The sequence below is a fragment of the Sphingomonas ginsenosidivorax genome, assembly GCF_007995065.1.
GTDB classification, from domain to species: Bacteria; Pseudomonadota; Alphaproteobacteria; order Sphingomonadales; family Sphingomonadaceae; genus Sphingomonas; species Sphingomonas ginsenosidivorax.
Window position 1 is genome coordinate 3,034,314 of sequence record NZ_VOQR01000001.1, and the last position, 24,632, is coordinate 3,058,945.

Consider the following 24,632-nt stretch of genomic DNA (forward strand, 5'->3'; position numbering starts at 1 on the left):
CCGTCCGTCCTTGGGCGAGTCCTGAGCCAGCATGGTCCAGGCCGCCCTGCGGATCAGAAGTCCATGCCGCCCATGCCGCCCATGCCGCCGCCGCCGCCCATGGGCATGGCGGGCTTGTCTTCGGCCATCTCGCTCACGGCCGCTTCGGTCGTGATGAGCAGGCCTGCGACCGATGCCGCGTTCTGCAGCGCGGTGCGGACAACCTTGGTCGGGTCGATCACACCGGCTTCCACCAGGTTCTCGTACGTGTCGGTCGCGGCGTTGAAGCCGATCGACGTGTCGTTGCCATCGAGCAGCTTGCCCGAAACCACCGCACCGTCATGACCTGCGTTGCTGGCGATCTGGCGAACCAGGGCCGTCAGCGACTTGCGGACGATGTCGATACCGCGCGTCTGGTCCTCGTTCGCACCGGTCAGGCCGTCGAGTGCCTTGGTCGCATACAGCAGAGCCGTGCCGCCACCGGGAACAATGCCCTCTTCAACGGCTGCGCGGGTTGCGTGCAGCGCGTCGTCGACGCGGTCCTTGCGCTCCTTGACTTCGACTTCCGACGAGCCGCCGACCTTGATCACGGCAACGCCGCCGGCGAGCTTGGCAAGACGCTCCTGGAGCTTCTCCTTGTCATAGTCGCTCGTCGTGTTCTCGATCTGCTGACGGATCGCTTCGGTGCGGCCCTTGATCGACTCGTGATCGCCGGCACCGTCGACGATGACGGTGTTGTCCTTGTCGATGGTGACGCGCTTGGCGGTGCCGAGCATGCCGAGCGTGACGGTCTCGAGCTTGATGCCGAGGTCTTCCGAGATCATCTCGCCCTTGGTCAGGATCGCGATGTCCTCGAGCATCGCCTTGCGACGATCGCCGAAGCCGGGCGCCTTGACCGCTGCGACCTTGAGGCCGCCGCGCAGCTTGTTGACGACGAGCGTGGCGAGCGCCTCACCCTCGATGTCCTCGGCGATGATCAGCAGCGGACGACCCGACTGGACGACGGCTTCCAGGATCGGGAGCATCGCCTGCAGGTTGCTGAGCTTCTTCTCGTGGATGAGGATGTACGGATCGGCGAGCTCGACCGTCATCTTCTCGGGGTTGGTGATGAAGTAGGGCGACAGATAACCGCGGTCGAACTGCATGCCCTCGACGACGTCGAGCTCGAATTCGAGACCCTTCGCTTCCTCGACGGTGATCACGCCTTCCTTGCCGACCTTTTCCATCGCTTCGGCGATCTTCTCGCCGACTTCACGGTCGCCGTTTGCCGAGATGATGCCGACCTGCGCCACTTCCTTCGAACCCGAAACCGGCTTCGAACGCGCCTTCACGTCGTCGACGACCTTGACCACGGCGAGGTCGATGCCGCGCTTGAGGTCCATCGGGTTCATGCCCGCTGCGACCGACTTCATGCCCTCGCGGACGATGGCCTGCGCCAGGACCGTCGCGGTGGTGGTGCCGTCACCGGCGATGTCGTTGGTCTTCGAGGCCACTTCGCGCAGCATCTGCGCACCCATGTTCTCGAACTTGTCCTTGAGCTCGATCTCCTTGGCGACGGTGACGCCGTCCTTGGTGATGCGCGGTGCGCCGAAGCTCTTGTCGATGACGACGTTGCGGCCCTTGGGCCCCAGGGTCACCTTGACCGCGTCGGCGAGGATGTCGACGCCGCGGAGGATGCGCTCACGCGCGTCGCGGCCGAATTTTACGTCTTTGGAAGCCATGCTAGCTGCCCTTTCGAATGGTGGAAGTTGGGGAAGTTCACGCTACGTCAGGGCCGGAATCGACCCCGGTGCGTGCTCAGCCGACGATTCCGAGGATGTCGGACTCTTTCATGATCAGCAGGTCTTCACCGTCGACCTTGACCTCGGTGCCCGACCACTTGCCGAACAGGATCTTGTCGCCGGCCTTGACGTCGAGCGGGGTGATCGTGCCGTTCTCGGCGCGGGTCCCGGTGCCGACGGCGACGACTTCGCCTTCCTGCGGCTTTTCCTTGGCGGTATCGGGGATGATGATCCCGCCCGCGGTCTTCTCTTCGGCTTCGACGCGCTTGACGAGCACGCGGTCGTGCAGGGGACGAAAGTTCATGGGGCCCATGTCCTTTAGGTTTGTGACAGATTTCTGGCACTCACTTGGGGCGAGTGCCAACGGAGCGGATATGTGCCTGCGGGTCCTACATGTCAAAGGGGGTGGCAGGATTTTTGAACGGGTTTGGACGGAAAATTCCGTCGTTCTGACGGAGGGACGTGCGGTCTCTGCATCCTCCCCCGCCAGGGGGAGGTGGCAGGCGTAGCCTGACGGAGGGGGCGGCAGGAGTAACGGCTGTTTCGTGCCCGCCCCCTCCGTCGCCTTTGGCGCCACCTCCCCCTGGCGGGGGAGGATTACGAGAACGGGGCGTATTGGCCGCCTAACACGGGCCATTTACGCACGCCTGCGCTTGCTCTAGCCATGCGGCATGACCGACAGCGCTGCGCCTTACGCCCCCCCGCCCCCGTCCTATGTCGACCCGGCCAGACCGCCGCGGCGGAAATGGCGGCTGGTGCGCGGGGTGTGGAAGCTGCTGGTCGCGATCAAGGATGCGCTCGTCCTGATCGCAATGCTGCTGTTCTTCGGCCTGTTGTTCGCCGCGCTCAACGCGCGCGCCGGCACAAAGGCGATCAAGGACGGCGCGCTGGTGCTCGAGCTGAACGGCTCGGTCGTCGAACAGCCCGCGGAGCCGGCGGCGTTCGCGGCCTTGTCGGGCAGCGCGCAGCCCAAGCAGTTCCGCCTGCGCGACGTCGTGCGCGCGATCGACACCGCACGGACCGACGGGCGCGTGAAGGCGCTGGTGCTCGACCTGGACCGCTTCGGCGGCGCCTATCCCGCGGCGCTCGGCGAGATCGGCGACGCGCTGGCGCGGGTGCGCGCGGCGAAGAAGCCGGTGCTGGCCTATGCGACCGCCTATACCGACGGCAGCTATCGCCTCGCGGCGAATGCGAGCGAGATCTGGGTCAATCCGCTGGGCGGCACGCTGTTCCTGGGACCGGGCGGCAACCAACTGTTCTACAAGGGGCTGATCGACAAGTTGGGCGTCACCACGCACGTCTACCGGGTCGGGCGGTACAAGTCGTTCGTCGAGCCGTACACGCGCGCCGACCAGAGCGAGGACGCCAGGGCGGCGAGCCAGGCACTGTACGGCACGCTGTTCGCGCAGTGGAAGGAGGCCGTCGCCAAGGCACGGCCCAAGGCGCAGATCGCCGAGCTGCTGACCGCGCCCGACAAGGTGGTGATCGCGGCGAACGGCAACATCGCCGAGTCGAACCTGCGCAGCGGGCTGGTCGACAAGCTGGGCGACCGCACCGCGTTCGGCCGCCGCGTCGCCGAGATCGCCGGGACCGACACCAGCAAGCCGGCGGGCAATTTCAACGCGATCACCTATGAGTCCTGGGTGAAGGCGAACCCGTTGCCGACCGCAGGCGACGCGATCGGCGTGCTGACCGTCGCGGGCGACATCGTCGACGGCGACGGCGGCATGGGGACCGCCGCGGGCAACACGATCGAGAAGGCGATGCTGACCGGGCTCGCCAAGAAGAAGCTGAAGGCGCTGGTCGTCCGCGTCGATTCGGGCGGCGGGTCGGTGATGGCGTCGGAGCAGATCCGGCTCGCGATCCTCGAGGCCAAGAAGAAGGGCCTGCCCGTCGTCGTCTCGATGGGCGGCGTTGCGGCCAGCGGCGGATACTGGGTGTCGACGCCGGCGGACGCGATCTTCGCCGAGCCGGGGACGATCACGGGGTCGATCGGGATCTTCGGGATCATCCCGAGCTTCGAGACCGCGCTCGCCAAGATCGGCGTCACCACCGACGGCGTGAAGACGACCGCGCTCTCGGGCCAGCCCGACGTGGTCGGCGGCACGACGCCGATGTTCGACGCGATCATGCAGGCGGGCATCGAGAACGGCTATCGCCAGTTCATCGGCCGCGTCGCGCAGTCCCGGAAGATGACGCCGGCGCGGGTCGACGCAATCGGCCAGGGCCGCGTCTGGGACGGCGGCACCGCGCGGCAGCTGGGGCTGGTCGACCGGTTCGGCAATCTGCAGGACGCGATCGACGAGGCCGCCAAGCGCGCGAAGCTCGATCCGGCCAAGGTCCATGCCGAATATCTCGAAAAGGAGCCGGGGTTTCTCGCCAAGCTCGCCGAGGGCCTGTCGAGCGACGACGACGACGATGCCACCGGCGGCGATGCGTTCGCGCGGATCGCCGCCGAGCGCCGGCAGATGCTGGCGCGCGCGTTGGGTGACATGAAGCGGCTGGCGTCGTCGGGGTCGGTGCAGGTGCGGTGCCTCGAATGCGGCGGGATCGGCCCGAGTGCGGGCGATGTCGGCGATGCGAAGCTGCTCGACTTCGTGATGGCGCGAATCGGGCTGTGACCCGGGTCCGCGCAGCCACGCCGGCTGACGCGGAGGCGATCGCGGCGATCTATGCGCCGCACGTGCTCGCCGGGATCGCGTCGTTCGAGACCGAGGCGCCTGATGCCGACGGCATCGCCGCGCGGATGGCGGCGAGCGACGGGCTGTATCCCTGGCTGGTCGCGATAGCGGACTCGGGTGAGGTCATGGCCTATGCCTATGCCACGCGGTTCCGGGACCGCGCCGCGTATCGGTTCGTGGTCGAGACGACGGTGTATGTCGCTGACGCCGCGCAGCGTCGGGGGGCGGGGCGGCTGGTATACGCGGCGCTGATCGAGACGCTGCGGGCGCAGGGGTTCACGCAGGCGATCGGCGCGATCGCGCTGCCGAATGTGGGGTCGGTGGCGTTGCACGAGGCGATCGGGTTCCGGGCGGCCGGGATGTACCACGCGGTCGGGTATAAGTTCGGGCGGTGGATCGACGTGGGGTATTGGCAGTGTGCGCTGAACGCGCCTGCGGTGCCGCCGGTCGAGCCTCGGCCGTTTGTGGAGGTCGGGGTGGTGCGGGGGTAGCAGGCCCCCCTCCCCTGCCGTTCGCCCTGAGCGTAGTCGAAGGGCAACTGTCCCAAGGCACGGACCTCCCGGTAGGAAGGTGTGCTTCGACTTCGCTCAGCACGAACGGGGGGGGGAATTCTACCCCGTCATCCCGGGCTTGTCCCGGGATTCGGGGTTAACAGGCGCGGCGCTTGGGGCCCTGGATCCTGACTTTCGTCAGGATGACGGAAGAAAGCATAATCTTCGTCATCCCGGGCTTGTCCCGGGATCCAGGGCCCCAAGCGCTCCACCCTGTAACCCTGGATCCCGGGACGAGCCCGGGATGACGTAGGGGGCTTACCCCAGGATATGCATCCACATCGGCTGGCCGATCAGGCTCTGCGACCCGCGCAGCTTTTCCAGTGCCTGTGCGACGCTGCGTTCGGGGCCCTCGTGCGTGACGATCGCGACGAGGACGCTGCCCTCGCCGCTGGCGCCGCGCTGGATCAGGCTTTCGATCGAGACGCCGGCGTCGCGCATGGCCGCTGCGATCTCGGCGAGCACGCCGACCTTGTCCGCGACGGTGAAGCGCAGATAGGCGCGGCCGCGGCGTTCGCCGCTGTCGGCTTTCGGCGCCGCGGCCAGCGAGGCGACCGGCATCGCGAAGGGCGGGCCGAATTCGCCGCGCGCGATGTCGATCAGGTCGGCGACCACCGCGCTCGCGGTCGGGCCGTCGCCGGCGCCTGCACCCTGGAACAGCAGCCGGCCGACGAAATTGCCCTCCGCGACCACGGCGTTGAGCGAGCCGGTGACGTGTGCGAGCGGGTGGTCGAGCGGCACGAGATGCGGGTGGACGCGCTGGAACAGGCCGTTCGGGCCGGCTTCCGCAAGGCCGAGCAGGCGGACGCGGTAGCCGAGCGCGGCGGCCTCCGCGATGTCGGCGCCGAGCAGATGGCGGATGCCGCTGGCGGCGACGTCGCCGAACGCAGGGCGCGTACCGAACGCGATCGAGGCGAGGATCGACAATTTGTGCGCGGCGTCGACGCCGTCGATGTCGAAGCTGGGATCGGCTTCTGCGTAGCCGAGCGCCTGCGCCTCGGCGAGCACCTCGGCGAAGTCGCGGCCCTCCGCTTCCATCTTCGACAGGATGAAATTGCACGTGCCGTTGAGGATGCCGTAGACGCGCGCGATCTCGTTCGCCGCGGCGCCTTCGCGCAGGCCCTTGATGACCGGAATGCCGCCAGCGACCGCGGCTTCGAACTTGAGCGCGACGCCCGCCGCCTCGGCCGCTTCGCCGAGTTCGAGGCCGTGATGCGCGAGCATCGCCTTGTTCGCGGTGACGAACGCCTTGCCCGCACCGAGCGTGGCGCGTGCGAGCGTCAGCGCTGGACCGTCCGACCCGCCGATCAGTTCGACCACGACATCGGCGTCGGAGCGCGCGAGCGCGGTGGTGTCGTCGACCCAGTCGAAGCGCGACAGGTCGACGCCGCGATCCTTGCTGCGGTCACGCGCGGACACCGCGACGATCTCGATCGCGCGCCCGGCCCGCCTGGCAATCAGGTCGCGATTGGCGTCGAGCAGGCGAATCACCCCGCCACCGACGGTTCCGAGGCCGGCAAGGGCTACGCGCAATGGGTCTGTCATAAAATTCCTCCGCTCAGGGCTTCGACTAAGGATCGCGCCCGCGCACTGCAATGCCCGTGACGTTATCGTTCGCACGCCCTATCTGCGACGCATGACCGGCCGCTTCGACCATTTGCCCAACCGCCGCGCGATCATCGATCGCCGTGCGCTTGCCGATACCCTCGCCGCCCTGGAGGCGGAGGATCGCACGATCCTGCGCCACGCGGCGACGGCCGTGCTGAAGGACGCGCTGGACGCGGGACGGCGCGAGGTCGAGCGGCGACTGATCGAACATCCCTCGCGCGGGCTGGAGGCGACCAGCGCGCAGGCCTATCTGGTCGACCAGATCCTGCGGCTGCTGTTCGCGTTCACCGTCGAGCGGCTGTACCAGCGCGCCAACCCGACCGCGGCCGAGCAGCTGACGCTGATCGCGGTCGGCGGCTATGGCCGGACCGAGATGGCGCCGCATTCGGACGTCGATATCGGGTTCCTGACGCCGCTGAAACAGACCGCTTGGGCGGAGCAGATCATCGAGACGATGCTGTACGCGCTGTGGGACCTGGGGCTGAAGATCGGCCATTCGAGCCGGTCGCTCGACGAGATGATCCGCCAGGCCAAGGCCGACATCACGGTGCGCACCGCCTTGCTCGAGGCGCGCTTCGTGTGCGGCGACACCGCGCTGTACGAAGAGGCGTCGCGACGCTTCAAGGCCGAGGTGCAGGCGGACACCGCACGCATCTTCATCGCCGAGAAGCTTGCCGAACGCGACCTGCGCCACAAGAAGATGGGCGACACGCGCTACGTCGTCGAACCCAACGTCAAGGAGGGCAAGGGCGGCCTGCGCGACCTGCACGCGCTGTTCTGGATCGGGAAATATATCTACGATGTCCAGCGCGCCGCCGAGCTAGTCGAGGTCGGGCTGTTCACCAAGGCGGAATACCGGCTGTTCCACCGCGCCGACAATTTCCTGCAGGCGGTGCGGTGCCACCTCCACAGCATCACCGGGCGCGCCGAGGACCGGCTGACGTTCGACGTGCAGCGCGAGATCGCCGAGCGGATGCGGTTCTCCGACCGGCCGGGCAAGTCGAGGGTCGAGCGCTTCATGCAGTTCTATTTCCTGCAGGTGAAGATCGTCGGCAGCCTGAGCGGGGTGTTCCTGGCGCATCTCGACGAGAAATTCGCCGCGCGGGGCCGCCGGTTCGGGCTGCCGACGCTGCGACGCAGCCCCCGCAAGATGCACGGCTTCGTGCTCGATCGCGGGCGGCTGGCGTTGCCCGAGGACGATTTCTTTCGCGCCGACCCGGCGCGGCTGATCGAGCTGTTCCAGCTGGCCGACAAGCACGGGCTGGAGATCCATCCGCTGGCGATGCGGGCGGCGGCGCGCGATGCCAAGCTGGTCGACGAGGTCCGCGACAGCCCGAGCGCGAACGCGCTGTTCCTCGACGTGCTGACCTCCCCGCGCGATCCCGAACTGGTGCTGCGCTGGATGAACGAAGCGGGCGTGTTCGGCCGGTTCGCACCCGATTTCGCGCGCGTCGTCGCGCAGATGCAGTTCGACATGTACCATCATTATACCGTCGACGAGCACACGATCCGCGCGATCGGGTTGCTGGCGCAGATCGAGCGAGGCGCCCTGCGCGAGGATCACCCGCTGGTCACCGGGATCTTCGACCAGATCGTGTCGCGCCGCGCGCTGTACGTCGCGGTGCTACTGCACGACATCGCCAAGGGGCGCGGCGGCGATCATTCGATCCTGGGCGCGGAGGTCGCGCGGCGGCTGTGCCCGCGCTTCGGCCTGACCGCGGCGGAGACCGAGACGGTGGCGTGGCTGGTCGAGAAGCACCTGCTGATGTCGGCGACCGCGTTCAAGCGCGACCTGTCGGATTTCAAGACGATCCTCGATTTCTGCGAGGTGGTGCAGAGCCCGGAGCGGCTGCGGTTGCTGCTGGCGCTGACGGTGGTCGATATCCGCGCGGTGGGCCCGGGGGTGTGGAACGGGTGGAAGCGGCAATTGCTGTCCGACCTGTACGAGTCGGCGGAGGAAGTGCTGCGGCTGGGCCACAAGCAGAAGGGCCGCGCGGACCGGATCGCCGCCAAGCAGGAGACGCTGCAGGCGGACCTGGGCTGGGACGAGGGGGTGTTCGCCGACTTCGTGCGGCGGATGCCCGAGGCCTATTGGGTGGCCGAGCCCGACGACGTGCTGGCGCACAATGCGCGGTTCATCGCGGGCGCGGGCGATGCCCGGCTGGCGATCGACGCGCATGTCTATCCGGGGCGCGGCGCGACGTTGGTGACGATCTATGCGGCCGACCATCCCGGGCTGTTCTACCGCATCGCGGGCGCGATCCATGTCGCGGGCGGCAACATCATCGACGCGCGGATCCACACGACGCGCGACGGCATGGCGGTGGACAATTTCCTCGTCCAGGATCCGTTCGGGCGGCCGTTCGACGATGAGGGCCAGCTGGCGCGGCTGCGGACCGCGATCGAGGATGCGCTGGCCAATCGCGGCAAGCTGGCCGACCGGCTGGTGGCGAAGGCACTGCCGCGCGTCCGCGCGGAGGCGTTCGAGATCGTCCCCAACGCGCTGATCGACAACAAGGCGTCGAACCGGTTCACCGTGGTCGAGGTGAACGCGCGCGACCGGCCGGCATTGCTCAACCAGCTCGCGCATGCGCTGTTTCAGTCGAAGGTGACGATCCATTCGGCGCATGTCGCGACATATGGCGAGCGCGCGGTGGATACGTTCTACGTGACGGACCTGACCGGCGACCGGATCGTGGCGTCGGCGCGGTTGAAGACGCTGGAACGGCGGTTGCTGGCGGCGGCCGCGGGCGAGGAGATCGACCTGGCTGCGTGAGGTGATGCGTCGGGGGTGGGTGGGCGAGCCCTCCCCAGTTCCCGTCATGCTGAACTTGTTTCAGCATCCACCTCTCTTTGAGCGATAGCGTTTGAGGAGCGGTGGACCCTGAAACGAGTTCAGGGTGACGAGATACCTTTCGTCCTGGGGTAGCTGTAGAGAGACGCTGACGAGCCCTATCGAAGGATGAGGGCATCGACTTGGCGGCGTGAGCGGGTTTCGATTGACGCCGCGCGACGCCGGCGCCGGCGCGTTCGGGACATGCCCTTCGACTTCGCTCAAGGCGAACGGAAGTTGGGACGGGCTGAGGGCCTTCCCTCTTTCTCCGTCATGCTGAACTCGTTTCAGCATCCACCACTCCCCATGCGAAAGCGTCCGGGGAGCGGTGGACCCTGAACCGAGTTCAGGGTGACGGGGTATTTTCGTTCGTCCTGCGTAGCCGTCGAGCGACGTCGACAGGGACTTTCGACGTCACTCGGCCCCTACTCAGGACGAACGGGGTTCAAGCCTCAGAACCGCGAGCGGAGCGTGACGCCGTAGGTGCGGGGTTCGGCGAGGTAGGATGTGAAGATCTGGTTCCCCACGCCGCCGAACGCCTGGACCTGCGACTGGCTGCCGGCGCCCTGGAACGGCGCGCTGAAGGCGACCTGCTGGTAGTTGGTGTCGAGCAGGTTCTGCGCCCAGAGCTCGAGCGCCCAGCGCTGCTCGGGCCCGCGGATGCCGACGCGCGCGTTCATCAGGAAGAAGCCGTCCTGCGCCTTCTCGCCGAACAGATCCGAGCCGGTGTTGTAGTCGCTGGTCATGCGGCCATCGATGTAGACGAGGCCGGTGATCCCGCCCGATCCGATCGACGGCGTCCAGGTGGTCGAGCCCGTGACGGTGTGCTTCGGCGCGTTCGACATGGTGTTGCCCGAGAGCAGGAACAGCGCGGGGTCGAGCGCCTCGCCGCGTTCCGAGCCGACCAGGTTGTTCTTGAACTTGGTCTCGACGTAGGTGTAGCCGAGCCCGACCTGGAAGTTGCGGACCGGGAACAGCCCGCTTTCGATCTCGAAGCCCTGCGAGCGCACGCCGTACCCGACCTTGCCGGTGCAGGCCCCGGTGACGGCGCTGGCATCGCGGTCGCCGCCATTGAGGCTGGTTTCGCACGAACTGATGTTCTGGACGATGAAGTTGGTGCCGTTGAAGGTGTTCAGCTGGAAGTTCTTGAAGTCCTGCCGGAAGCCCGCGACGTTCAGGGTGAAGTTGCGCGAGGTGTATTTCACGCCGGCTTCATAGGCGTTGACGGTTTCGGGATCGAACCGCAGCCGGCTGGCGCTGGCGTTGGTCGGGCTGCTGAACACGTTGGCGGTCAGATCCGAGCGATCGAGGTTGTAGCCGCCCGCCTTGTAGCCGCGCGAATAGGACGCGTAGACCAGCGTGTCGGTGCGCGGCTTGTACGAGACGATGCCGGTGCCGCTGAACTCGCCTTCCTTGAACCCGTCGCGCAGGTTCAAGTTGTTGAGCGCCGAGGTCGAATTGCCCGTGCAGGTCAGCGTGATGATGCCGCCGACGACGGGCAGCAGCGCGGCGGGCACGGCGGGGTTCGCGAGCAGCGGGCTGAGCGCTGCCTGCTGCGCGGGGCAGACCGTGTTGTTGTTGGCGAAATCGCCGCGGAAGTCCTTCTGCTCGTGCGTGTAGCGAAGGCCGCCGGTGAGCGACAGCTTGTCGGTCAGCTTGAAGATGTTGTGCGTGAAGAACGCGTAGTTCTTGCTGTCCTGGTAATAGTTCGCGCGCTGGTCGCCGAGGTTGTTGAGCGTCGACAGGCGATCGAGCCCGCCCAGGATCGCGGGGGCGAGCGCCCCGAAGTTCGCACCGAATGCCTGGCGCCCGGTCGCACCGCCGAACGCGGCAACCGGCGTGGTGCCGAGACAGCCGGGGGCGGCGGGGTTGCGCAGCGCGGCGACCGGGCTGACCGTCGCGACGATGCGGCAGGCGGCGAACGCGCCATACTGCGTGCCGAACTTGAGGTTGTCGGCGACGACCAGGTCTTCCTTCGAGAAATAGCCGCCGATCAGCCAGTCGAGCTTGTCGTCGAACAGCGATCCGTTGAGGCGGAGTTCCTGCGTGAAGGTGTGGAACTGGCGATAGGCGTTGCCGTCGTCGGCGCGGTAGCCGATGTCGAGATTGCCATAGTCGATGTCGGCGGCGTTGCCCGACTTGTATTCGCGGTACGCGGTGATCGAGGTCAGCTGCGCGAAGCCGAGATTGGCGTCGATCTGCGCCGAGCCGCCATAATCCTTGGTGATGTTCGCATAGGCCTTGCCGAGCGAGTTGGCGATGCGGCGGCCGAACGGATCACCCGCGCTGGGGAACACGCCGCCCATGCTCTGCATGACCTGGACGATGCGGTTGCCGGCCGGGTTGATCGCGAAGTCGCCGGGGACGCCGGGGGTCGGATCGATCTTCTCGGCGGTGTTGATGTAGACCGCGCCGCAGCATTTCTCGTTGCGGCGGGTATAGTCGCCGATCAGGCGGACGGACACGTCGGCCGACGGCTCGAACAGCAGCTGGCCGCGGACGAAATAGCGGTTGCGGTCGTTATAGTCGGTGTTGTTGATGACGTCGCGGTAGAAGCCGTCGCGCTTGCCGAACACGCCGTCGAGGCGGAAGGCCAGCATGTCCTTGATGATCGGGCCGGTCAGGCCGCCGGCGATACGGATGTTGTCGTAGTTGCCATAGGTGCCCTCGGCATAGCCCCCGAAGGTGTATTCGGGCAGCTTGGTCAGGATATTGATCGTGCCCGCCGACGCGTTGCGGCCGGCCAGCGTGCCCTGCGGCCCACGCAGGACCTCGATCCGGTCGACTTCACCGAGGTCGTTGAGGCCCGAGCCGGTGCGGCTGCGATAGACGCCGTCGATGAAGACCGCGACCGAGCTTTCGAGGCCCGGATTGTCGCCGACGGTACCGATGCCGCGGATACGGGCGGAGGCGTTGGCTTCGCTGCCGGTCGAGGAGACGAGCAGCGAGGGAACGAGCTGCGTCGCCTGGCGGATGTCTGTGGCGCCGGTGTTCTCGAGCGCGGCCGAGCCGACCGCGGAAACCGCGACGGGGACGTTCGACAGCCGTTCGGCGCGGCGGGTCGCGGTGATCACGATGTCACCGACGTTGCCGGTGTCTTCCTCGGCGGCGACCGACCCCTGCGCGGTGCCGGAGGTCGAGGTGCCGGCGGTCTGCGCCTGGGCCTGCGGGGTCGGCAGGTCCTGTGCGAACGCCGGAACGGCCAGCGCCGCGGTGGCGGCTGCGGACAACAGATATGCGATCGAGCGCATCGGCATTCCCTCCTGGTACATTCGAATTGTTTCGAACTTATGGTTTGTTCGAAAGCTAGAGAGGTGCAGGCGTAAACGTCTATATATTTCCGTATGGGGAAAGCGTTTTTTGAAGATTGTGTCTCGTACGCAACACTCGATTACGTAAATATCCATGCCGCTTTTCCGGCCCGTTCGATGGCCCGCCGGGGCGTCGGAACCGTCGATCGCGACGAACCGGCAACAGCCGGAACCGGCCCTGCCGTAACGGCAGCCGGACGCGAAACGGCCGGCCCGACGCAGAGCATCGGACCGGCCGTTTCGTTTGCCAGCAAAGGCGCGCGCGTTACTTGGGCGCGAGCACCATCAGCATCTGGCGACCTTCCATGCGCGGATAGGCCTCGACCTTCGCGACCTCCGCGACGTCGTCCTGCACGCGCTTGAGCAGGTTCATGCCGAGCTGGCCGTGGCTCAGCTCGCGACCGCGGAAGCGCAGCGTGATCTTGACCTTGTCGCCCTCGCCGATGAAGTCGTTCACCTTCTTCATCTTCGTGTCATAGTCATGGTCGTCGATGTTCGGACGCATCTTGATCTCCTTGATCTCCTGCGTCTTCTGCGACTTGCGCGCGAGATTGGCCTTTTTCTGCGCCTCGTACTTGAACTTGCCGACGTCGAGGAACTTGGCGACGGGCGGATCGGCGTTGGGGGAGACCTCGACCAGGTCCAGGCCGTGCTCGGCCGCCTGCTCCATCGCCTCGCGCGTGAACATGACGCCGAGGTTCTCGCCCTCATGGTCGATCACGCGAACCTTGGGGCTGACGATGAATTCGTTGAATCGGGGGCCGTTCATCGGCGGCGCCTGCATCGGCCGGCGCATCGTGGGAGGACGTATGGGGTTTGCTCCTGTGGTTCTGCTATCCTGCCATATAGCGCATCTCACAGTCTTTTTGAAGGTGGTCCGTCGATGACGTCCAGACGGACGACGATATCGGGCAGAAGCAGCGCGCGAACATCGTCATGCGCCTCATATTCCTCGACATCTGTATAGGCCCCGCCGGCAGGCGTGCGGTGCACACGGATCGTCTTGCGGATGGCATCGACGACCCAATATTCGCGCACGCCGTGCAGCGCGTATTTGTCTGCCTTCACATGCAGGTCGAAGCCCAGCGACGACACCGCGACTTCGACGACCAGCAACAGATCGGGGCCGCGCACGTCCTGCGAGTCGATCTCGCGTGGCCATAGCGCGATGTCCGGCTCCAGCATCGTTGTCTCGCTGAACGCCACCGACGGCTCGACGAACAGGCCAATTTCGGCCGGCTTGGCAAGAATCAGGGCCTCGTTCAGGCGGGACTTCATGCGCTCGTGATCACTGAACTTGGCGGCGGCCATCGGCACGATCTTTCCGTCGATCAGTTCGAAGCTGTCGCGGTCGTCGATCACACCGGCTTCCTGCAACGCATAGACGTCCGCGACCGTCAGTCGGGCGGGGATCAGACCGTTCCTGATGTTCTGGAAGATCGTCATGTCCCCCGCCTTATCACATGTCCGGCGGCGTCGCTTCCCCCTTCAGCCGCTCGACCACTTCGTCGAGCGTGAGGATGGTCTGCGCCTGGCTGCCGAGCGTGCGGAGCGCGACCTTGCCCTCTTCGGCCTCGCGCTTGCCGACGACGAGGAGGTTGGGGACCTTGGCGAGGCTGTGTTCGCGGACCTTGTAGTTGATCTTCTCGTTGCGCAGGTCGGTCTCGACGCGCAGCCCCGCCTTGCGCAGCGTCGCGGCGACGGTTTCCGCATAGTCGTCGGCGTCGGACACGATCGTCGCGACCACCACCTGGGTCGGCGCGAGCCAGAGCGGGAAGCGTCCGGCGTGATGCTCGATCAGGATGCCGATGAAGCGCTCGAACGTGCCGAGGATCGCGCGGTGGAGCATCACCGGGCGGTGGCGCTCGCCGTCCTGGCCGACATAGCTCGCATCGAGTCGCTCGGGGAGGACTCGGTCGGACTGGATCGTGCCGACCTGCCAGGTGCGGCCGATCGCGTCGGTCAGGTGGAATTCGAGCTTCGGCGCATAGAACGCCCCCTCGCCCGGGAGTTCCTCGAACTTCGCCTTGATCGACTCGGACAGAGCGGAGCCGAGCACGGCCTCGCGCAGTTCGGCTTCCGCCTTGTCCCACATCGCGTCGTCGCCGAAGCGCTTGTCGGGGCGCAGCGCGAGTTTCACCGCGTAATCCTCGAAGCCGAGGTCGCGGTAGACGGTGTCGAGCAGTTCGCAGAAGGCGCGGACCTCGTCGATCAGCTGGTCCTCGCGGACGAAGATGTGCGCGTCGTCCTGCGTGAACTGGCGGACGCGCATGATGCCGTGCAGCGCGCCGTGCGGCTCGTTGCGGTGGCAGCAGCCGAACTCGGCCATGCGCATCGGCAGGTCGCGGTACGACTTGATCCCCTGGCGGAAGATCAGGACGTGCGCGGGGCAGTTCATCGGCTTGAGCGCCATCAGGTCGGCGGTGCCGCTGAAGATCGCGGCGTCGTCCTCGGTCCCCGGGATCTCGTCGGGGACCACGAACATGTTCTCGCGGTACTTGCCCCAGTGGCCGGACTGCTCCCACTGGCGCGCGTCCATCAGCTGGGGGGTCTTCACCTCCTCATAGCCCGCGGCGTCGAGGCGGCGGCGCATATAGGCCTCGAGCTGGCGCCAGAGCAGGAAGCCCTTGGGGTGCCAGAACACGGACCCTTGCGCCTCGGACTGGAGGTGGAACAGGTCCATCTCCGCGCCGATCTTCCGGTGGTCGCGCTTGGCGGCTTCCTCGAGGCGGAAGAGGTACGCGTCGAGCTGCTTCTTGTTGAGCCAGCCGGTGCCGTAGATGCGGCTGAGCATCGCGTTCTTCTGATCGCCGCGCCAGTATGCGCCCGAGACGCGCGTCAGCTTGAACGCGCTGGGATCGAGCTTGCCGGTCGAGACCATGTGGGGCCCGCGGCACATGTCGAGCCACTCGCCCTGGCGATAGATCGTCAGTTCCTCACCCTCGGGGAGTTCGGCGGCCCATTCGGCCTTGAAACGCTCGCCTTGGCTGTTCCAGCGGTCGATGAGCTGCTGGCGGCTCCAGACCTCGCGCGTGAACGGCTCGTTGCGGGCGATGATCGCGCGCATCTCGGCCTCGATGGTGGGGAGGTCGTCGTCGGTGAACTGGCGGTCCTTCCCATTAATCTTGGGGGGCGCGAAGTCGTAGTAGAAGCCGTCGTCGGTGGCGGGGCCGAAGGTGATCTCGGTACCGGGGAACAGGTTCTGCACCGCCTCGGCCATGACGTGCGCGAGATCGTGACGGACGAGTTCGAGCGCATCGGCCTCGTCGCGCGCGGTGACGAGCGCGAGCTGCGTGTCGCCCTCGAACGGGCGGTTGAGGTCGCGGACCTGGCCGTCGATCCGCGCGGCGAGCGCCGCCTTGGCGAGGCCGGGGCCGATCGCGGCGGCCACGTCTGCCGGGGTAGTCCCGGGCGCAACCTCGCGGACGGAACCGTCGGGCAGCGTGATGCGGAACATGGCGGACATGGGAAGGCTTTCTGGTCGGGTGGAGGCGGGCTTATGCCGTCGCAAGGGGTATATAGGCAAGGCGCGTGTCATGCGCACGCGTCTGCAGTCCCGTCCTCGCGGGGTTGTCCCGGGATCCAGGGTCACGGGGGGCGGCGTTCGTGGCTCTGGATGCCGGGACGAGCCCGGCATGACGGAGGGGGCGTACCCTCATCGTCCCCCACTCGTCATCCCAGCGAAGGCTGGGATCTTCCTGGGGCGGGTGCTGTGGTCGCCAACGGCGAGACCCCAGCCTTCGCTGGGGTGACGGTTTGGGGGGCGGGGCTTTACGCGATCCCGAAGGGCACGACGTGGTTGGTCTGCGTATGGCCGATCTCGGCGCGCCCCAGATAGGGCACGTCCATGTCGCGGCTCCAGCGGACCATCATGTAGTCGAGCGTCTCGCCCCAGGGGGGATCGTTGGGCTTCTGCGCGGTCACCGCGCCGAGGCGCAGGCCGGCGATGCCCTTCAGCTGCGTGGCGTTGGCGAGTTTGAAGAGCATGCGGTCGACATTGTACATCGGTTCCGACACTTCCTCGACGATCAGCACGTGATCGGTGAGGTCGGGCAGCCAGGGCGTGCCGATCAGCGAGGTGAGGATCGTCAGGTTGAACGCCGCGGACGGGTGGCCGTTCAGCCCCGGCTCGAGCCCGGCGCGGTCGCGGCGCGCGAGCCAGCCGAGCGTGCGCGCGACGGTCGCCTCGCCGTCCTGGCGGTTGATGTCGCTGACCATCGGGCCGTGGACCGGGCGGCCGATGCGCCGGGCGTAGAGCGCGCCGAGCAGGAAGCCTACGTCCGAATAGCCGACATAGGCCTTGTGATGCGCGGCGCGCGTCAGATGCGGCATGACCATCGCGAGGATGCGGTTGGCGCCGTAGCCGCCGCGCAGGAACCAGATCGCGTCGAACGCGGGGTCGTTGGCATATTCGAGGAAGGCGGCGGCGCGGGCGAAGTCGGAGCCGGCGAAATGGCCGTCGGTCGCCGTGCACTGCGGGTGGAAGACGAGTTCGACCTCGGGGAAGGCGGTCGCGGCATAGGCGATCATCTTCGGGATCGCCTCGGCGCTGGCGCGGCTCGACGCGGCGAGGACTCCGATCCTGATTGTCCGTCTCCCCGGCCCTTGCCCCATGCGGCTTCCGCCGATAGCGCGGGGGCATGCGACACGGCAAATCCTTCTTTTTCGTCGGTATCGGCGGTTCGGGCATGATGCCCCTGGCGATGATCCTGGCAGGCCGCGGCGCGAGCGTCGCGGGATCGGACCGCGGGCTCGACCAGGGGCGCGTGCCGACCAAGTTCGACGACTTGCGCGCCCGCGGCGTCGCGCTGTTCCCGCAGGACGGCAGCGGGATCGTATCGGCCGAGCAGATCGTGATCGCCTCCGCCGCGATCGAGGCGAGCGTGCCCGACATGGTGACCGCCGAGCGGCTGGGGTGCGAACGGATCACGCGGGCCGCGATGCTCGCGTCGCTGTTCAATGCGAGCAGCCTGCCGATCGGGATCGCGGGGACCAGCGGCAAGTCGACCGTGACGGGGATGATCGGGTGGATCCTGTATGCGTGCGGGCGCGATCCGACCGTGATGAACGGCGCGGTGATGAAGAATTTCGCCGGGCCCGATGCGCCGTTCGCGAGCGCGCTGGTCGGGGCTGGAGACGCGTTCGTCAGCGAGGTGGACGAGAGCGACGGGTCGATCGCGGGCTATGCGCCGCGGATCGCGGTGCTCAACAATGTCAGCCTCGATCACAAGGCGCTCGACGAGCTGCGGATATTGTTCGCGGACTTCATCGGCAAGGCGGAGACCGCGATCGTCAATATCGACAATGACGATGCGGCCGCACTCGCCGCCGCCCTGCCCCGCCGCCGCGTGACGACGTTCGCGGTGAACCGCGACGCGGATTTCTGCGCGCGCGACGTGGTGGAGCGGCCGTTCGGGGTCGATTTCGCGCTGGTCGTGGGCGGCAATCCGGCGGTGCCCGTCACGCTGCAGGTGCCGGGAAGACACAATGTGTCGAACGCGCTGGCGGCGATCGCGGCGGCGGTGGCGAGCGGCGTTCCGCTGGCCGAGGCGGTCGCGGCGATTGGCGGGTTCGTCGGGCTCAGGCGGCGGTTCGACCTGGTCGGAGAGGCCGGCGGCGTCGCGGTGATCGACGATTTCGGGCACAACCCCGACAAGATCGCAGCGACGCTGGATACGCTGCACGCGTTTCCGGGCCGGCTGCTGCTGTTGTTCCAGCCGCATGGCTATGGGCCGCTCAAGGTCATGGGCGAGGCGCTGGTCGCGACGTTCGTCGAGCGGATGCGCGACGGTGATCTGCTGGTGCTGCCCGACCCGGTCTATCATGGCGGGACGGTCAGCCGCGAGGTGACGAGCGCGGACATCACGGCACGGGTCGCCGCGTTGGGGCGCGACGCGCGCCATGTCGCGGACCGGGCCGAGGCGGCGGCTTTGCTGGTGGCGGAGGCGAAAGTGGGCGACCGGATCGTGGTGATGGGCGCGCGCGACGACAGCCTGAGCGCGCTGGCGGCGGGAATGGTCGACGCCCTGCGCGCACGCTGATAAGACACGCCCAAGGAGACCGCCGATGTTCCGCCGCCTGTTCCTCGACCACCCCGAAACCGTCGGCGAGAGCTATGCCCAGCATTTCGGCGTCGCCAGCCGCTTCGGGTGCACGATGATCGCGGGCGGGATCGGCGCGCTGGTCCATGCGGTCGTGCCGGCGTTCTGCAAGACTCGCGGCAGCGACACGGTGCGCGAGCTCCACCGCCAGATGGTCGCCAAGCGCGGCGCGGTCAGCGCCGACCGCGCGCAGATGAAGACGGTCGACTACATCATCTGAGCTGCCTCGAAGGTCGCGAAGGTCACACCGGATCAGGCATGGCTGTGGGCCCGCGAGCGGATCGCGGGGTGTTCGGGTGTCGGATCGAGGAGATTTTCACGCCGGGAGCGTGATCCGACCCTGCCCCCGTCATCCCGGGCTCGTCCCGGGATCCAGAGCCCCGGGCGCAGCGCTCGTAACCCTGGATCCCGGGACGAGCCCGGGATGACGGAAGGGGGGAGCGCCGCCCCCCTTCCGGAGGGCGCTCAGGCGGCGAAGGCCTCGGGCGAGATGGCGTAGAGGATGGCCGCGCTGGCGGTCGCCGCGGCTTTCAGGCCCATCGCCTCGGGAACGATCTGATCGAGGTAGAAGCGCGCGGTGGCGGTCTTCATGGCGGAGAAATCGTCCGATCCCTCGGCGGCGATGCGGCCCTGGCGTTCCATCAGCCAGCCGCAGGTCGCGACCGAGAGCATGGTGAGGAACGGGTAGCTCGCCGCGAGCTTGTCGTCGGCGTCCGCGGTGGCGAGGCGGCGGCCGATTGCGTCGCACGCGTCGACGAGCGCGATGAGGCCGGTGTCGGTCGTCTCGGCGCGGATGTCGGCGATCAGCGTGGCGAACGCGCCGCCATTGTCGAGCGCGAGTTTCCGGCCGACGAGGTCGGCGGCCTGGATGCCGTTGGTGCCTTCGTAGATCGGCGTGATGCGCGCATCGCGGAAATACTGCGCGGCGCCGGTTTCCTCGACATAGCCCATGCCGCCGAACACCTGGATGCCGAGCGACGCGACCTCGTTGCCGAGATCGGTGCCGTGCGCCTTGGCGAGCGGGGTCATGATTTCGAGCCGGTTGCGCGCGGCGGCGTCGCCCATGTTCGCACGATCGACCTGCCCCGCCGCGTAATAGACGAGCGCGCGCGCGGCCTGGGTCTGCGCCTTCATCCGCATCAGCATGCGGCGCACGTCGGGATGCTCGACGATGCGGACCGGTGCCTTGTCGGGCGAGCCGGCGCGCGCGGACTGGACGCGGTCGAGCGCGTAGGCGACCGCGCCCTGCGTCGCGCCCTCCGCGACCTGCACGCCCTGGAGGCCGACGTTGAGGCGGGCGTTGTTCATCATCGTGAACATCGCGCGGATGCCGCCCAGTTCGGCACCGATCAGCTCGCCGACGCAGTCGTCGTTGTCGCCGAAGCTCAGCACGCAGGTCGGCGAGGCGTGGAGGCCCATCTTGTGCTCGATCGAGATGACGCGGACGTCGTTGAAGTCGCCCGGCGTGCCATCGGCGTTCAGGCGGTATTTGGGAACGAGGAACAGCGAGATGCCGCGCGTGCCGGCGGGGGCGCCGGGGGTGCGCGCGAGCACGAGGTGGACGATGTTGGGCGCCATGTCGTGGTCGCCGAACGAGATGTAGATCTTGGTGCCCTTGATGCTCCACTTGCCGTCACCGAGCGGGGTGGCGGTAGCGCGGAGCGCGCCGACGTCGGAGCCGGCCTGCGGCTCGGTCAGGTTCATCGTGCCGGTCCATTCGCCGGTGGCGAGATGGGGCAGATAGAGCGCCTGCTGCTCAGGGGACCCGTGGTGCGCGAGCGCCTCGATTGCGCCGACGGTCAGCGTCGGGCAGAGCGCGAAGCCCATGTTCGCCGAGCCCAAGGTGTCGAGCACCGCGGTCTGGATCGCGAAGGGAAGCCCCTGCCCGCCCCATGCCTCGTCGACACCGATCGTGCCCCAGCCGCCCTCGACATAATCCTTGTACGCCTGCGCGAAGCCGTCCGGCATGACGACGCCGCGTTCAGTCCATTTCGCGCCGACGGTGTCGCCCGCGCGGTTGAGCGGGGCCCATTCGCCGGCGGCGAACTGGCCGACGCCTTCGAGGACCGCGTCGACAACGTCGTCGCTGGCGGCGGCGAAGCGTTCCGTATCGGCGAGGTCGCCGATACGGACGATATGGTCGAGCACGAAACGCTGTTCGCGGGTTGCCGGAGTGAAGGCCATCGCATCCTCTTATCGCTATGCTGTGCGCCCGCTATAGCCCTCCACCATGGCTCGTCCACACCCTGTGATTTTACCCTACGGCAAGGCCGCGACCACCGAGGCCGCGAATGTGATTCGCGCAGGCGGCCTCGTCGCGGTGCCGACCGAGACGGTGTACGGGCTCGCGGCGGACGCAACCGATGCGGCGGCGGTGGCGCGAATCTATGCGGCCAAGGGGCGCCCGAGCTTCAATCCGCTGATCGTCCATGTCGCGGATCTGGCCGCGGCCGAGCGGATCGCGGTGTTCGATGCGGATGCGCGCGCGCTGGCGGCGGCGTTCTGGCCGGGGCCGCTGACCCTGGTGCTGCCGCTGCGGCCCGAGTCGGGGATCGCGGCGCTGGTGACCGCGGGGCTGGACACGATCGCGATCCGGGTGCCGCGGCACCGCGCGATGCAGGATCTGATCGCGGCGTCGGGCAGGCCGCTGGCGGCGCCGTCGGCGAATGCGAGCGGGGGGATCTCGCCGACGCGGGCCGCGCACGTCGCGGCGAGCCTGGGGGATAGGGTGGCGCTGATCATCGACGATGGGGCGACCGAGGCTGGGGTGGAGTCGACGATCGTGATGGGACGGACGGTGCTGCGGCCGGGGCCGGTGACGGCGGAGGCGCTGGCGCTGGCGTTCCCCGGCGGAGGCCGGGGCCCAGGTGGGGAAGTCGTTGTAACGGAGGACGACGGGCCTCACGATCGTCCCCCAACTGGGCCCCGGCCTTCGCCGGGGAACGCGCCCGTCGTGGCGCCGGGGCAGCTCGACAGCCATTATGCGCCGAGGAAATTACTCCGGTTGAGCGCGGTCGAGGCCGAGGCGGGCGAGTGGCTGATCGGGTTCGGGGCGGTGGCGGGCGACGTGTCGCTCTCCGCGTCGGGGGACCTGATCGAGGCGGCGGCGCGGCTGTTCGATCTGCTGCATGCGGCGGATGCGAATGCGGCGGCGCGGATCGCGGTCGCGCCGGTGCCTGCCGACGGTATCGGCGAGGCTATCAACGACCGGCTGCGGCGCGCCGCGCATCGGTAGCCCCTGTTCCCCCGCGAAGGCGGGGGTCCAGGAGTGAGGCCGGACTACGGTACTTAGCTGGGCCCCCGCATCCGCGGGGGAACGGCTTTCGGGACGGTGTTACGCGCTCACCGCCGCCTTCGACCGCGCCGCGAAGCTCTTGCGCAGCTTCTGGAGCTTGGGGGGGATCACCGCCATGCAATAGGGGTTCGAGCGGCCCGAGGTTTCCCAGTAATCCTGGTGGTAGATTTCCGCCGGGTACCAGACGTCCATCGGTTCGATCGTGGTGACGATCGGCTTGTCGCTCGCGGCCTGCGCGCGGTCGAGCGCGGCCTTCATCTCGGCCTGCTGCGCGTCGTTGGCCGGGAACATCGCCGAGCGATACTGCGTGCCGACGTCGTTGCCCTGGCGGTTGAGCGTGGTCGCGTCGTGCGTCGCGAAGAAGATGTCGAGCAGGTCGCCGAGCGCCAGCTGGTCGGTGTCGAAGCCGATCCGGATCGCCTCGGCATGGCCGGTGTCGCCGCCGCAGACCTGCTTGTAGGTCGGGTCGGGAACGGTGCCGCCGATATAGCCGCTCTCGACCGACTGCACGCCGATCACGTCCTTGAACACTGCCTCGGTGCACCAGAAGCAGCCGCCGGCAAGCGTGGCATATTCGATAGTCATCATGTGTCTCCAGCTTTCTCCCAAGATAGGAAGCCGCTAACGCCGCGCAATTGGTAGGGAGAGACGCGTGATCGACGGCAAGGTGATGGTGACCGGCGGGGCCGGCTATATCGGCAGCCATGCGGTGCTGGCACTGCTGGACGCAGGCCACGAGGTCGTCGTGGTCGACAATCTGGTCACCGGGTTCGACTGGGCGGTCGATCCGCGCGCCACCCTGGTCCAGGCGAACGTCGCCGACGATGCGAAGGTCCGCGCGGCGATCCGCGACCACAAGGTGCGCGCGATCCTGCATTTCGCGGGGTCGGTGGTGGTGCCCGAATCGGTCAGCGATCCGCTCAAATATTACCGCAACAACACCGCCGCGAGCCGGTCGCTGATCGAGAGCGCAGTGGCCGAGGGCGTGGCGCACTTCATCTTCTCGTCGACCGCGGCGACCTATGGCACGCCCGAGAAGGTGCCGGTCGCCGAGGGCGATCCGACCGTGCCGATCAACCCGTACGGCATGTCCAAGCTGATGACCGAGGCGATGCTGCGCGACGTCGCGGCGGCGCATCCGATGAACTATGCGGCGCTGCGCTATTTCAACGTCGCGGGCGCGGATCCGCAGGGGCGCAGCGGGCAGTCGACGGTCGGCGCGACTCACCTGATCAAGATCGCGGTCGAGGCGGCGACCGGCAAGCGCGACGCGGTCGGCGTCTATGGGACCGATTTCGACACGCCCGACGGCACCGGGGTGCGCGACTATATCCATGTCAGCGACCTGGCCGCCGCGCATGTCGCGGCGCTCGACCTGCTGATCGCGAACCCGGCGGCCAGCCATACGCTCAATGCGGGGTACGGCCAGGGGTTCTCGGTGCTCGAAGTGCTCGACGCGGTCGACCGGATCACCAACCGGACGATCGAGCGGCGGTTCGAGGGGCGGCGTGCGGGTGACCCCGCCGCGCTGATCGCGGACAACCGCGCGATCCTGGCGACGCTAGACTGGACGCCCAAACATGCCGATCTGGACGGGATCGTGCGCGATGCGCTGGGGTGGGAGCGCGTGCTGGCGGAGCGCGGGCGTTGACGTTTCCCGGGAGGCTGCGGTCCCTGCTGTTCGTGCCGGGCGATCGGCCCGAGCGGATGGCGAAGGCGGCGGCGCTCGACGTCGATGCGCTGATCCTCGACTTGGAGGATTCGGTCACGCCGGGCGCGAAGGCTCGTGCGCGGGAGGCGGTGGCCGGGTTCCTGCGCGAGCCGCGGTCGCGCGCGCTGTTCGTTCGGATCAATCCGCTCGATTCGGGGCTGGCCGAGGACGATCTGGCGGCGGTGCTGTCGGGGCGGCCCGACGGGATCGTGCTGCCCAAGGCCGAGGGGGCGGCGAGCCTCGCCGCGCTCGACGCGATGCTCGAGGGCGACATCGCCATCCTGCCGATCGCGACCGAGACGCCGGCGGCGATCTTCGCGCTCGGCAGCTATGGCGGGGTGACGTCGCGATTGTGCGGGCTGACCTGGGGGGCGGAGGACCTGCCCGCCGCGATCGGTGCGGCGACCTCGCGCGAGGAGGACGGGTCGTATACCGCGCCGTACCAGCTCGCGCGGTCGCTGACGCTGTTCGGCGCGCATGCGGCGGGGGTGCCGGCGATCGAGACGGTGTATCCCGATTTCCGCGACCTGGACGGCCTTGCGGCCTATGCGGCGCGCGGGCGGCGCGACGGGTTCACGGGGATGATGGCGATCCATCCGAGCCAGCTGGCGACGATCAACACAGCGTTCACGCCGAGCGCGGACGAGATCGCGCGCGCGCAGGCGGTGGTGGATCTGTTCGCGGCGAACCCGGGGGCGGGCGCGCTGCAGCTCGACGGGCGGATGGTCGATGCGCCGCACCTGAAGGCGGCGCGCGCGGTGCTGGGGCTTTGACGCGATCC

Annotated in this window: 18 protein-coding genes; 8 read left to right on the forward strand and 10 right to left on the reverse strand. The window is 67.9% G+C overall.

What is annotated here, in order from left to right; translation table 11 throughout:
- Positions 1–53 precede the first annotated feature (53 nt).
- A complete protein-coding gene (groL, locus tag FSB78_RS13785; protein ID WP_147083182.1) occupies positions 54–1,700 on the reverse strand; it encodes a chaperonin GroEL in 1,647 nt (548 codons plus the stop codon).
- Between the two features lie 76 nt (positions 1,701–1,776).
- Positions 1,777–2,064, reverse strand: coding sequence for a co-chaperone GroES (gene groES, locus FSB78_RS13790; protein WP_147083183.1), 288 nt, complete (start codon positions 2,062–2,064; stop codon positions 1,777–1,779).
- 367 nt (positions 2,065–2,431) lie between these two features.
- On the opposite strand from groES, the gene sppA reads away from it, so the two are divergent.
- Together sppA and FSB78_RS13800 are read left to right on the forward strand one after the other, a co-directional pair.
- Positions 2,432–4,381: a signal peptide peptidase SppA gene (sppA, locus tag FSB78_RS13795; protein WP_147083184.1), complete on the forward strand. Its 1,950-nt coding sequence runs from the start codon at positions 2,432–2,434 to the stop codon at positions 4,379–4,381.
- The gene (locus FSB78_RS13800; protein ID WP_147083185.1) at positions 4,378–4,932 is read left to right on the forward strand and encodes a GNAT family N-acetyltransferase; all 555 of its coding nucleotides are present in this window, start codon (positions 4,378–4,380) and stop codon (positions 4,930–4,932) included. Before sppA ends, FSB78_RS13800 begins: the two co-directional genes overlap by 4 nt.
- A gap of 318 nt (positions 4,933–5,250) precedes the next feature.
- On the opposite strand, the gene FSB78_RS13805 is transcribed toward FSB78_RS13800, so the two are convergent.
- Positions 5,251–6,537 (reverse strand): homoserine dehydrogenase, encoded by a 1,287-nt coding sequence (locus FSB78_RS13805; RefSeq protein WP_147083186.1) that lies wholly within the window; start codon positions 6,535–6,537, stop codon positions 5,251–5,253.
- 91 nt (positions 6,538–6,628) lie between these two features.
- On the opposite strand from FSB78_RS13805, the gene FSB78_RS13810 reads away from it, so the two are divergent.
- Complete coding sequence (locus FSB78_RS13810; protein WP_147083187.1) at positions 6,629–9,376, forward strand: [protein-PII] uridylyltransferase; 2,748 nt, start codon at positions 6,629–6,631, stop codon at positions 9,374–9,376.
- A gap of 509 nt (positions 9,377–9,885) precedes the next feature.
- On the opposite strand, the gene FSB78_RS13815 is transcribed toward FSB78_RS13810, so the two are convergent.
- The 5 genes from FSB78_RS13815 to FSB78_RS13835 all read right to left on the reverse strand — a co-directional run bounded on the left by FSB78_RS13815 (position 9,886) and on the right by FSB78_RS13835 (position 17,331).
- A complete protein-coding gene (locus FSB78_RS13815; RefSeq protein ID WP_147083188.1) occupies positions 9,886–12,684 on the reverse strand; it encodes a TonB-dependent receptor in 2,799 nt (932 codons plus the stop codon).
- Between the two features lie 325 nt (positions 12,685–13,009).
- A complete protein-coding gene (gene infC / locus FSB78_RS13820; RefSeq protein WP_147083189.1) occupies positions 13,010–13,540 on the reverse strand; it encodes a translation initiation factor IF-3 in 531 nt (176 codons plus the stop codon).
- A 59-nt stretch (positions 13,541–13,599) separates the two neighbouring features.
- Entirely contained in the window at positions 13,600–14,190 is a 591-nt protein-coding gene (locus FSB78_RS13825) for a Uma2 family endonuclease (RefSeq protein WP_147083190.1), read from the reverse strand.
- Positions 14,191–14,203: 13 nt separating this feature from the next.
- Positions 14,204–16,210 carry a threonine--tRNA ligase gene (gene thrS / locus FSB78_RS13830; RefSeq protein WP_147083191.1) on the reverse strand — a complete coding sequence of 669 codons (2,007 nt, stop codon included), beginning with the start codon at positions 16,208–16,210 and terminating at the stop codon, positions 14,204–14,206.
- Positions 16,211–16,515: 305 nt separating this feature from the next.
- Positions 16,516–17,331 (reverse strand): LD-carboxypeptidase, encoded by an 816-nt coding sequence (locus FSB78_RS13835; protein WP_422396732.1) that lies wholly within the window; start codon positions 17,329–17,331, stop codon positions 16,516–16,518.
- A 53-nt stretch (positions 17,332–17,384) separates the two neighbouring features.
- On the opposite strand from FSB78_RS13835, the gene FSB78_RS13840 reads away from it, so the two are divergent.
- Positions 17,385–18,785 carry a Mur ligase family protein gene (locus FSB78_RS13840; protein WP_147083193.1) on the forward strand — a complete coding sequence of 467 codons (1,401 nt, stop codon included), beginning with the start codon at positions 17,385–17,387 and terminating at the stop codon, positions 18,783–18,785.
- Between the two features lie 25 nt (positions 18,786–18,810).
- Positions 18,811–19,065 carry a DUF6356 family protein gene (locus FSB78_RS13845; RefSeq protein WP_147083194.1) on the forward strand — a complete coding sequence of 85 codons (255 nt, stop codon included), beginning with the start codon at positions 18,811–18,813 and terminating at the stop codon, positions 19,063–19,065.
- A gap of 245 nt (positions 19,066–19,310) precedes the next feature.
- Here the strand turns inward: FSB78_RS13845 and FSB78_RS13850 are convergent, their stop codons facing one another.
- A complete protein-coding gene (locus FSB78_RS13850) occupies positions 19,311–21,029 on the reverse strand; it encodes an acyl-CoA dehydrogenase family protein (RefSeq protein ID WP_147083195.1) in 1,719 nt (572 codons plus the stop codon).
- A gap of 46 nt (positions 21,030–21,075) precedes the next feature.
- Here FSB78_RS13850 and FSB78_RS13855 point away from each other — a divergent pair, with 46 nt between their 5' ends.
- Entirely contained in the window at positions 21,076–22,080 is a 1,005-nt protein-coding gene (locus tag FSB78_RS13855) for an L-threonylcarbamoyladenylate synthase (RefSeq protein WP_147083196.1), read from the forward strand.
- Between the two features lie 99 nt (positions 22,081–22,179).
- On the opposite strand, the gene msrA is transcribed toward FSB78_RS13855, so the two are convergent.
- A complete protein-coding gene (gene msrA / locus FSB78_RS13860) occupies positions 22,180–22,725 on the reverse strand; it encodes a peptide-methionine (S)-S-oxide reductase MsrA (protein ID WP_147083197.1) in 546 nt (181 codons plus the stop codon).
- Positions 22,726–22,792: 67 nt separating this feature from the next.
- On the opposite strand from msrA, the gene galE reads away from it, so the two are divergent.
- Together galE and FSB78_RS13870 are read left to right on the forward strand one after the other, a co-directional pair.
- Positions 22,793–23,791, forward strand: a complete 999-nt coding sequence (galE, locus tag FSB78_RS13865; RefSeq protein WP_147083198.1) for a UDP-glucose 4-epimerase GalE — start codon at positions 22,793–22,795, stop codon at positions 23,789–23,791.
- Positions 23,788–24,624 (forward strand): HpcH/HpaI aldolase/citrate lyase family protein, encoded by an 837-nt coding sequence (locus FSB78_RS13870; RefSeq protein WP_277872719.1) that lies wholly within the window; start codon positions 23,788–23,790, stop codon positions 24,622–24,624. Before galE ends, FSB78_RS13870 begins: the two co-directional genes overlap by 4 nt.
- Positions 24,625–24,632 lie beyond the last annotated feature (8 nt).

Bases quoted from the DNA above. Each gene is read 5' to 3' on its own strand.
- thrS (WP_147083191.1), bottom strand. From the start codon at position 16,210: ATGTCCGCCATGTTCCGCATCACGCTGCCCGACGGTTCCGTCCGCGAG.
- FSB78_RS13845 (WP_147083194.1), top strand. From the start codon at position 18,811: ATGTTCCGCCGCCTGTTCCTCGACCACCCCGAAACCGTCGGCGAGAGC.
- msrA (WP_147083197.1), bottom strand. From the start codon at position 22,725: ATGACTATCGAATATGCCACGCTTGCCGGCGGCTGCTTCTGGTGCACC.
- FSB78_RS13805 (WP_147083186.1), bottom strand. From the start codon at position 6,537: ATGACAGACCCATTGCGCGTAGCCCTTGCCGGCCTCGGAACCGTCGGT.
- FSB78_RS13810 (WP_147083187.1), top strand. From the start codon at position 6,629: ATGACCGGCCGCTTCGACCATTTGCCCAACCGCCGCGCGATCATCGAT.
- FSB78_RS13825 (WP_147083190.1), bottom strand. From the start codon at position 14,190: ATGACGATCTTCCAGAACATCAGGAACGGTCTGATCCCCGCCCGACTG.
- sppA (WP_147083184.1), top strand. From the start codon at position 2,432: ATGACCGACAGCGCTGCGCCTTACGCCCCCCCGCCCCCGTCCTATGTC.
- FSB78_RS13840 (WP_147083193.1), top strand. From the start codon at position 17,385: ATGCGACACGGCAAATCCTTCTTTTTCGTCGGTATCGGCGGTTCGGGC.
- groES (WP_147083183.1), bottom strand. From the start codon at position 2,064: ATGAACTTTCGTCCCCTGCACGACCGCGTGCTCGTCAAGCGCGTCGAA.
- FSB78_RS13855 (WP_147083196.1), top strand. From the start codon at position 21,076: ATGGCTCGTCCACACCCTGTGATTTTACCCTACGGCAAGGCCGCGACC.
- FSB78_RS13850 (WP_147083195.1), bottom strand. From the start codon at position 21,029: ATGGCCTTCACTCCGGCAACCCGCGAACAGCGTTTCGTGCTCGACCAT.
- FSB78_RS13815 (WP_147083188.1), bottom strand. From the start codon at position 12,684: ATGCGCTCGATCGCATATCTGTTGTCCGCAGCCGCCACCGCGGCGCTG.
- infC (WP_147083189.1), bottom strand. From the start codon at position 13,540: ATGCGCCGGCCGATGCAGGCGCCGCCGATGAACGGCCCCCGATTCAAC.
- groL (WP_147083182.1), bottom strand. From the start codon at position 1,700: ATGGCTTCCAAAGACGTAAAATTCGGCCGCGACGCGCGTGAGCGCATC.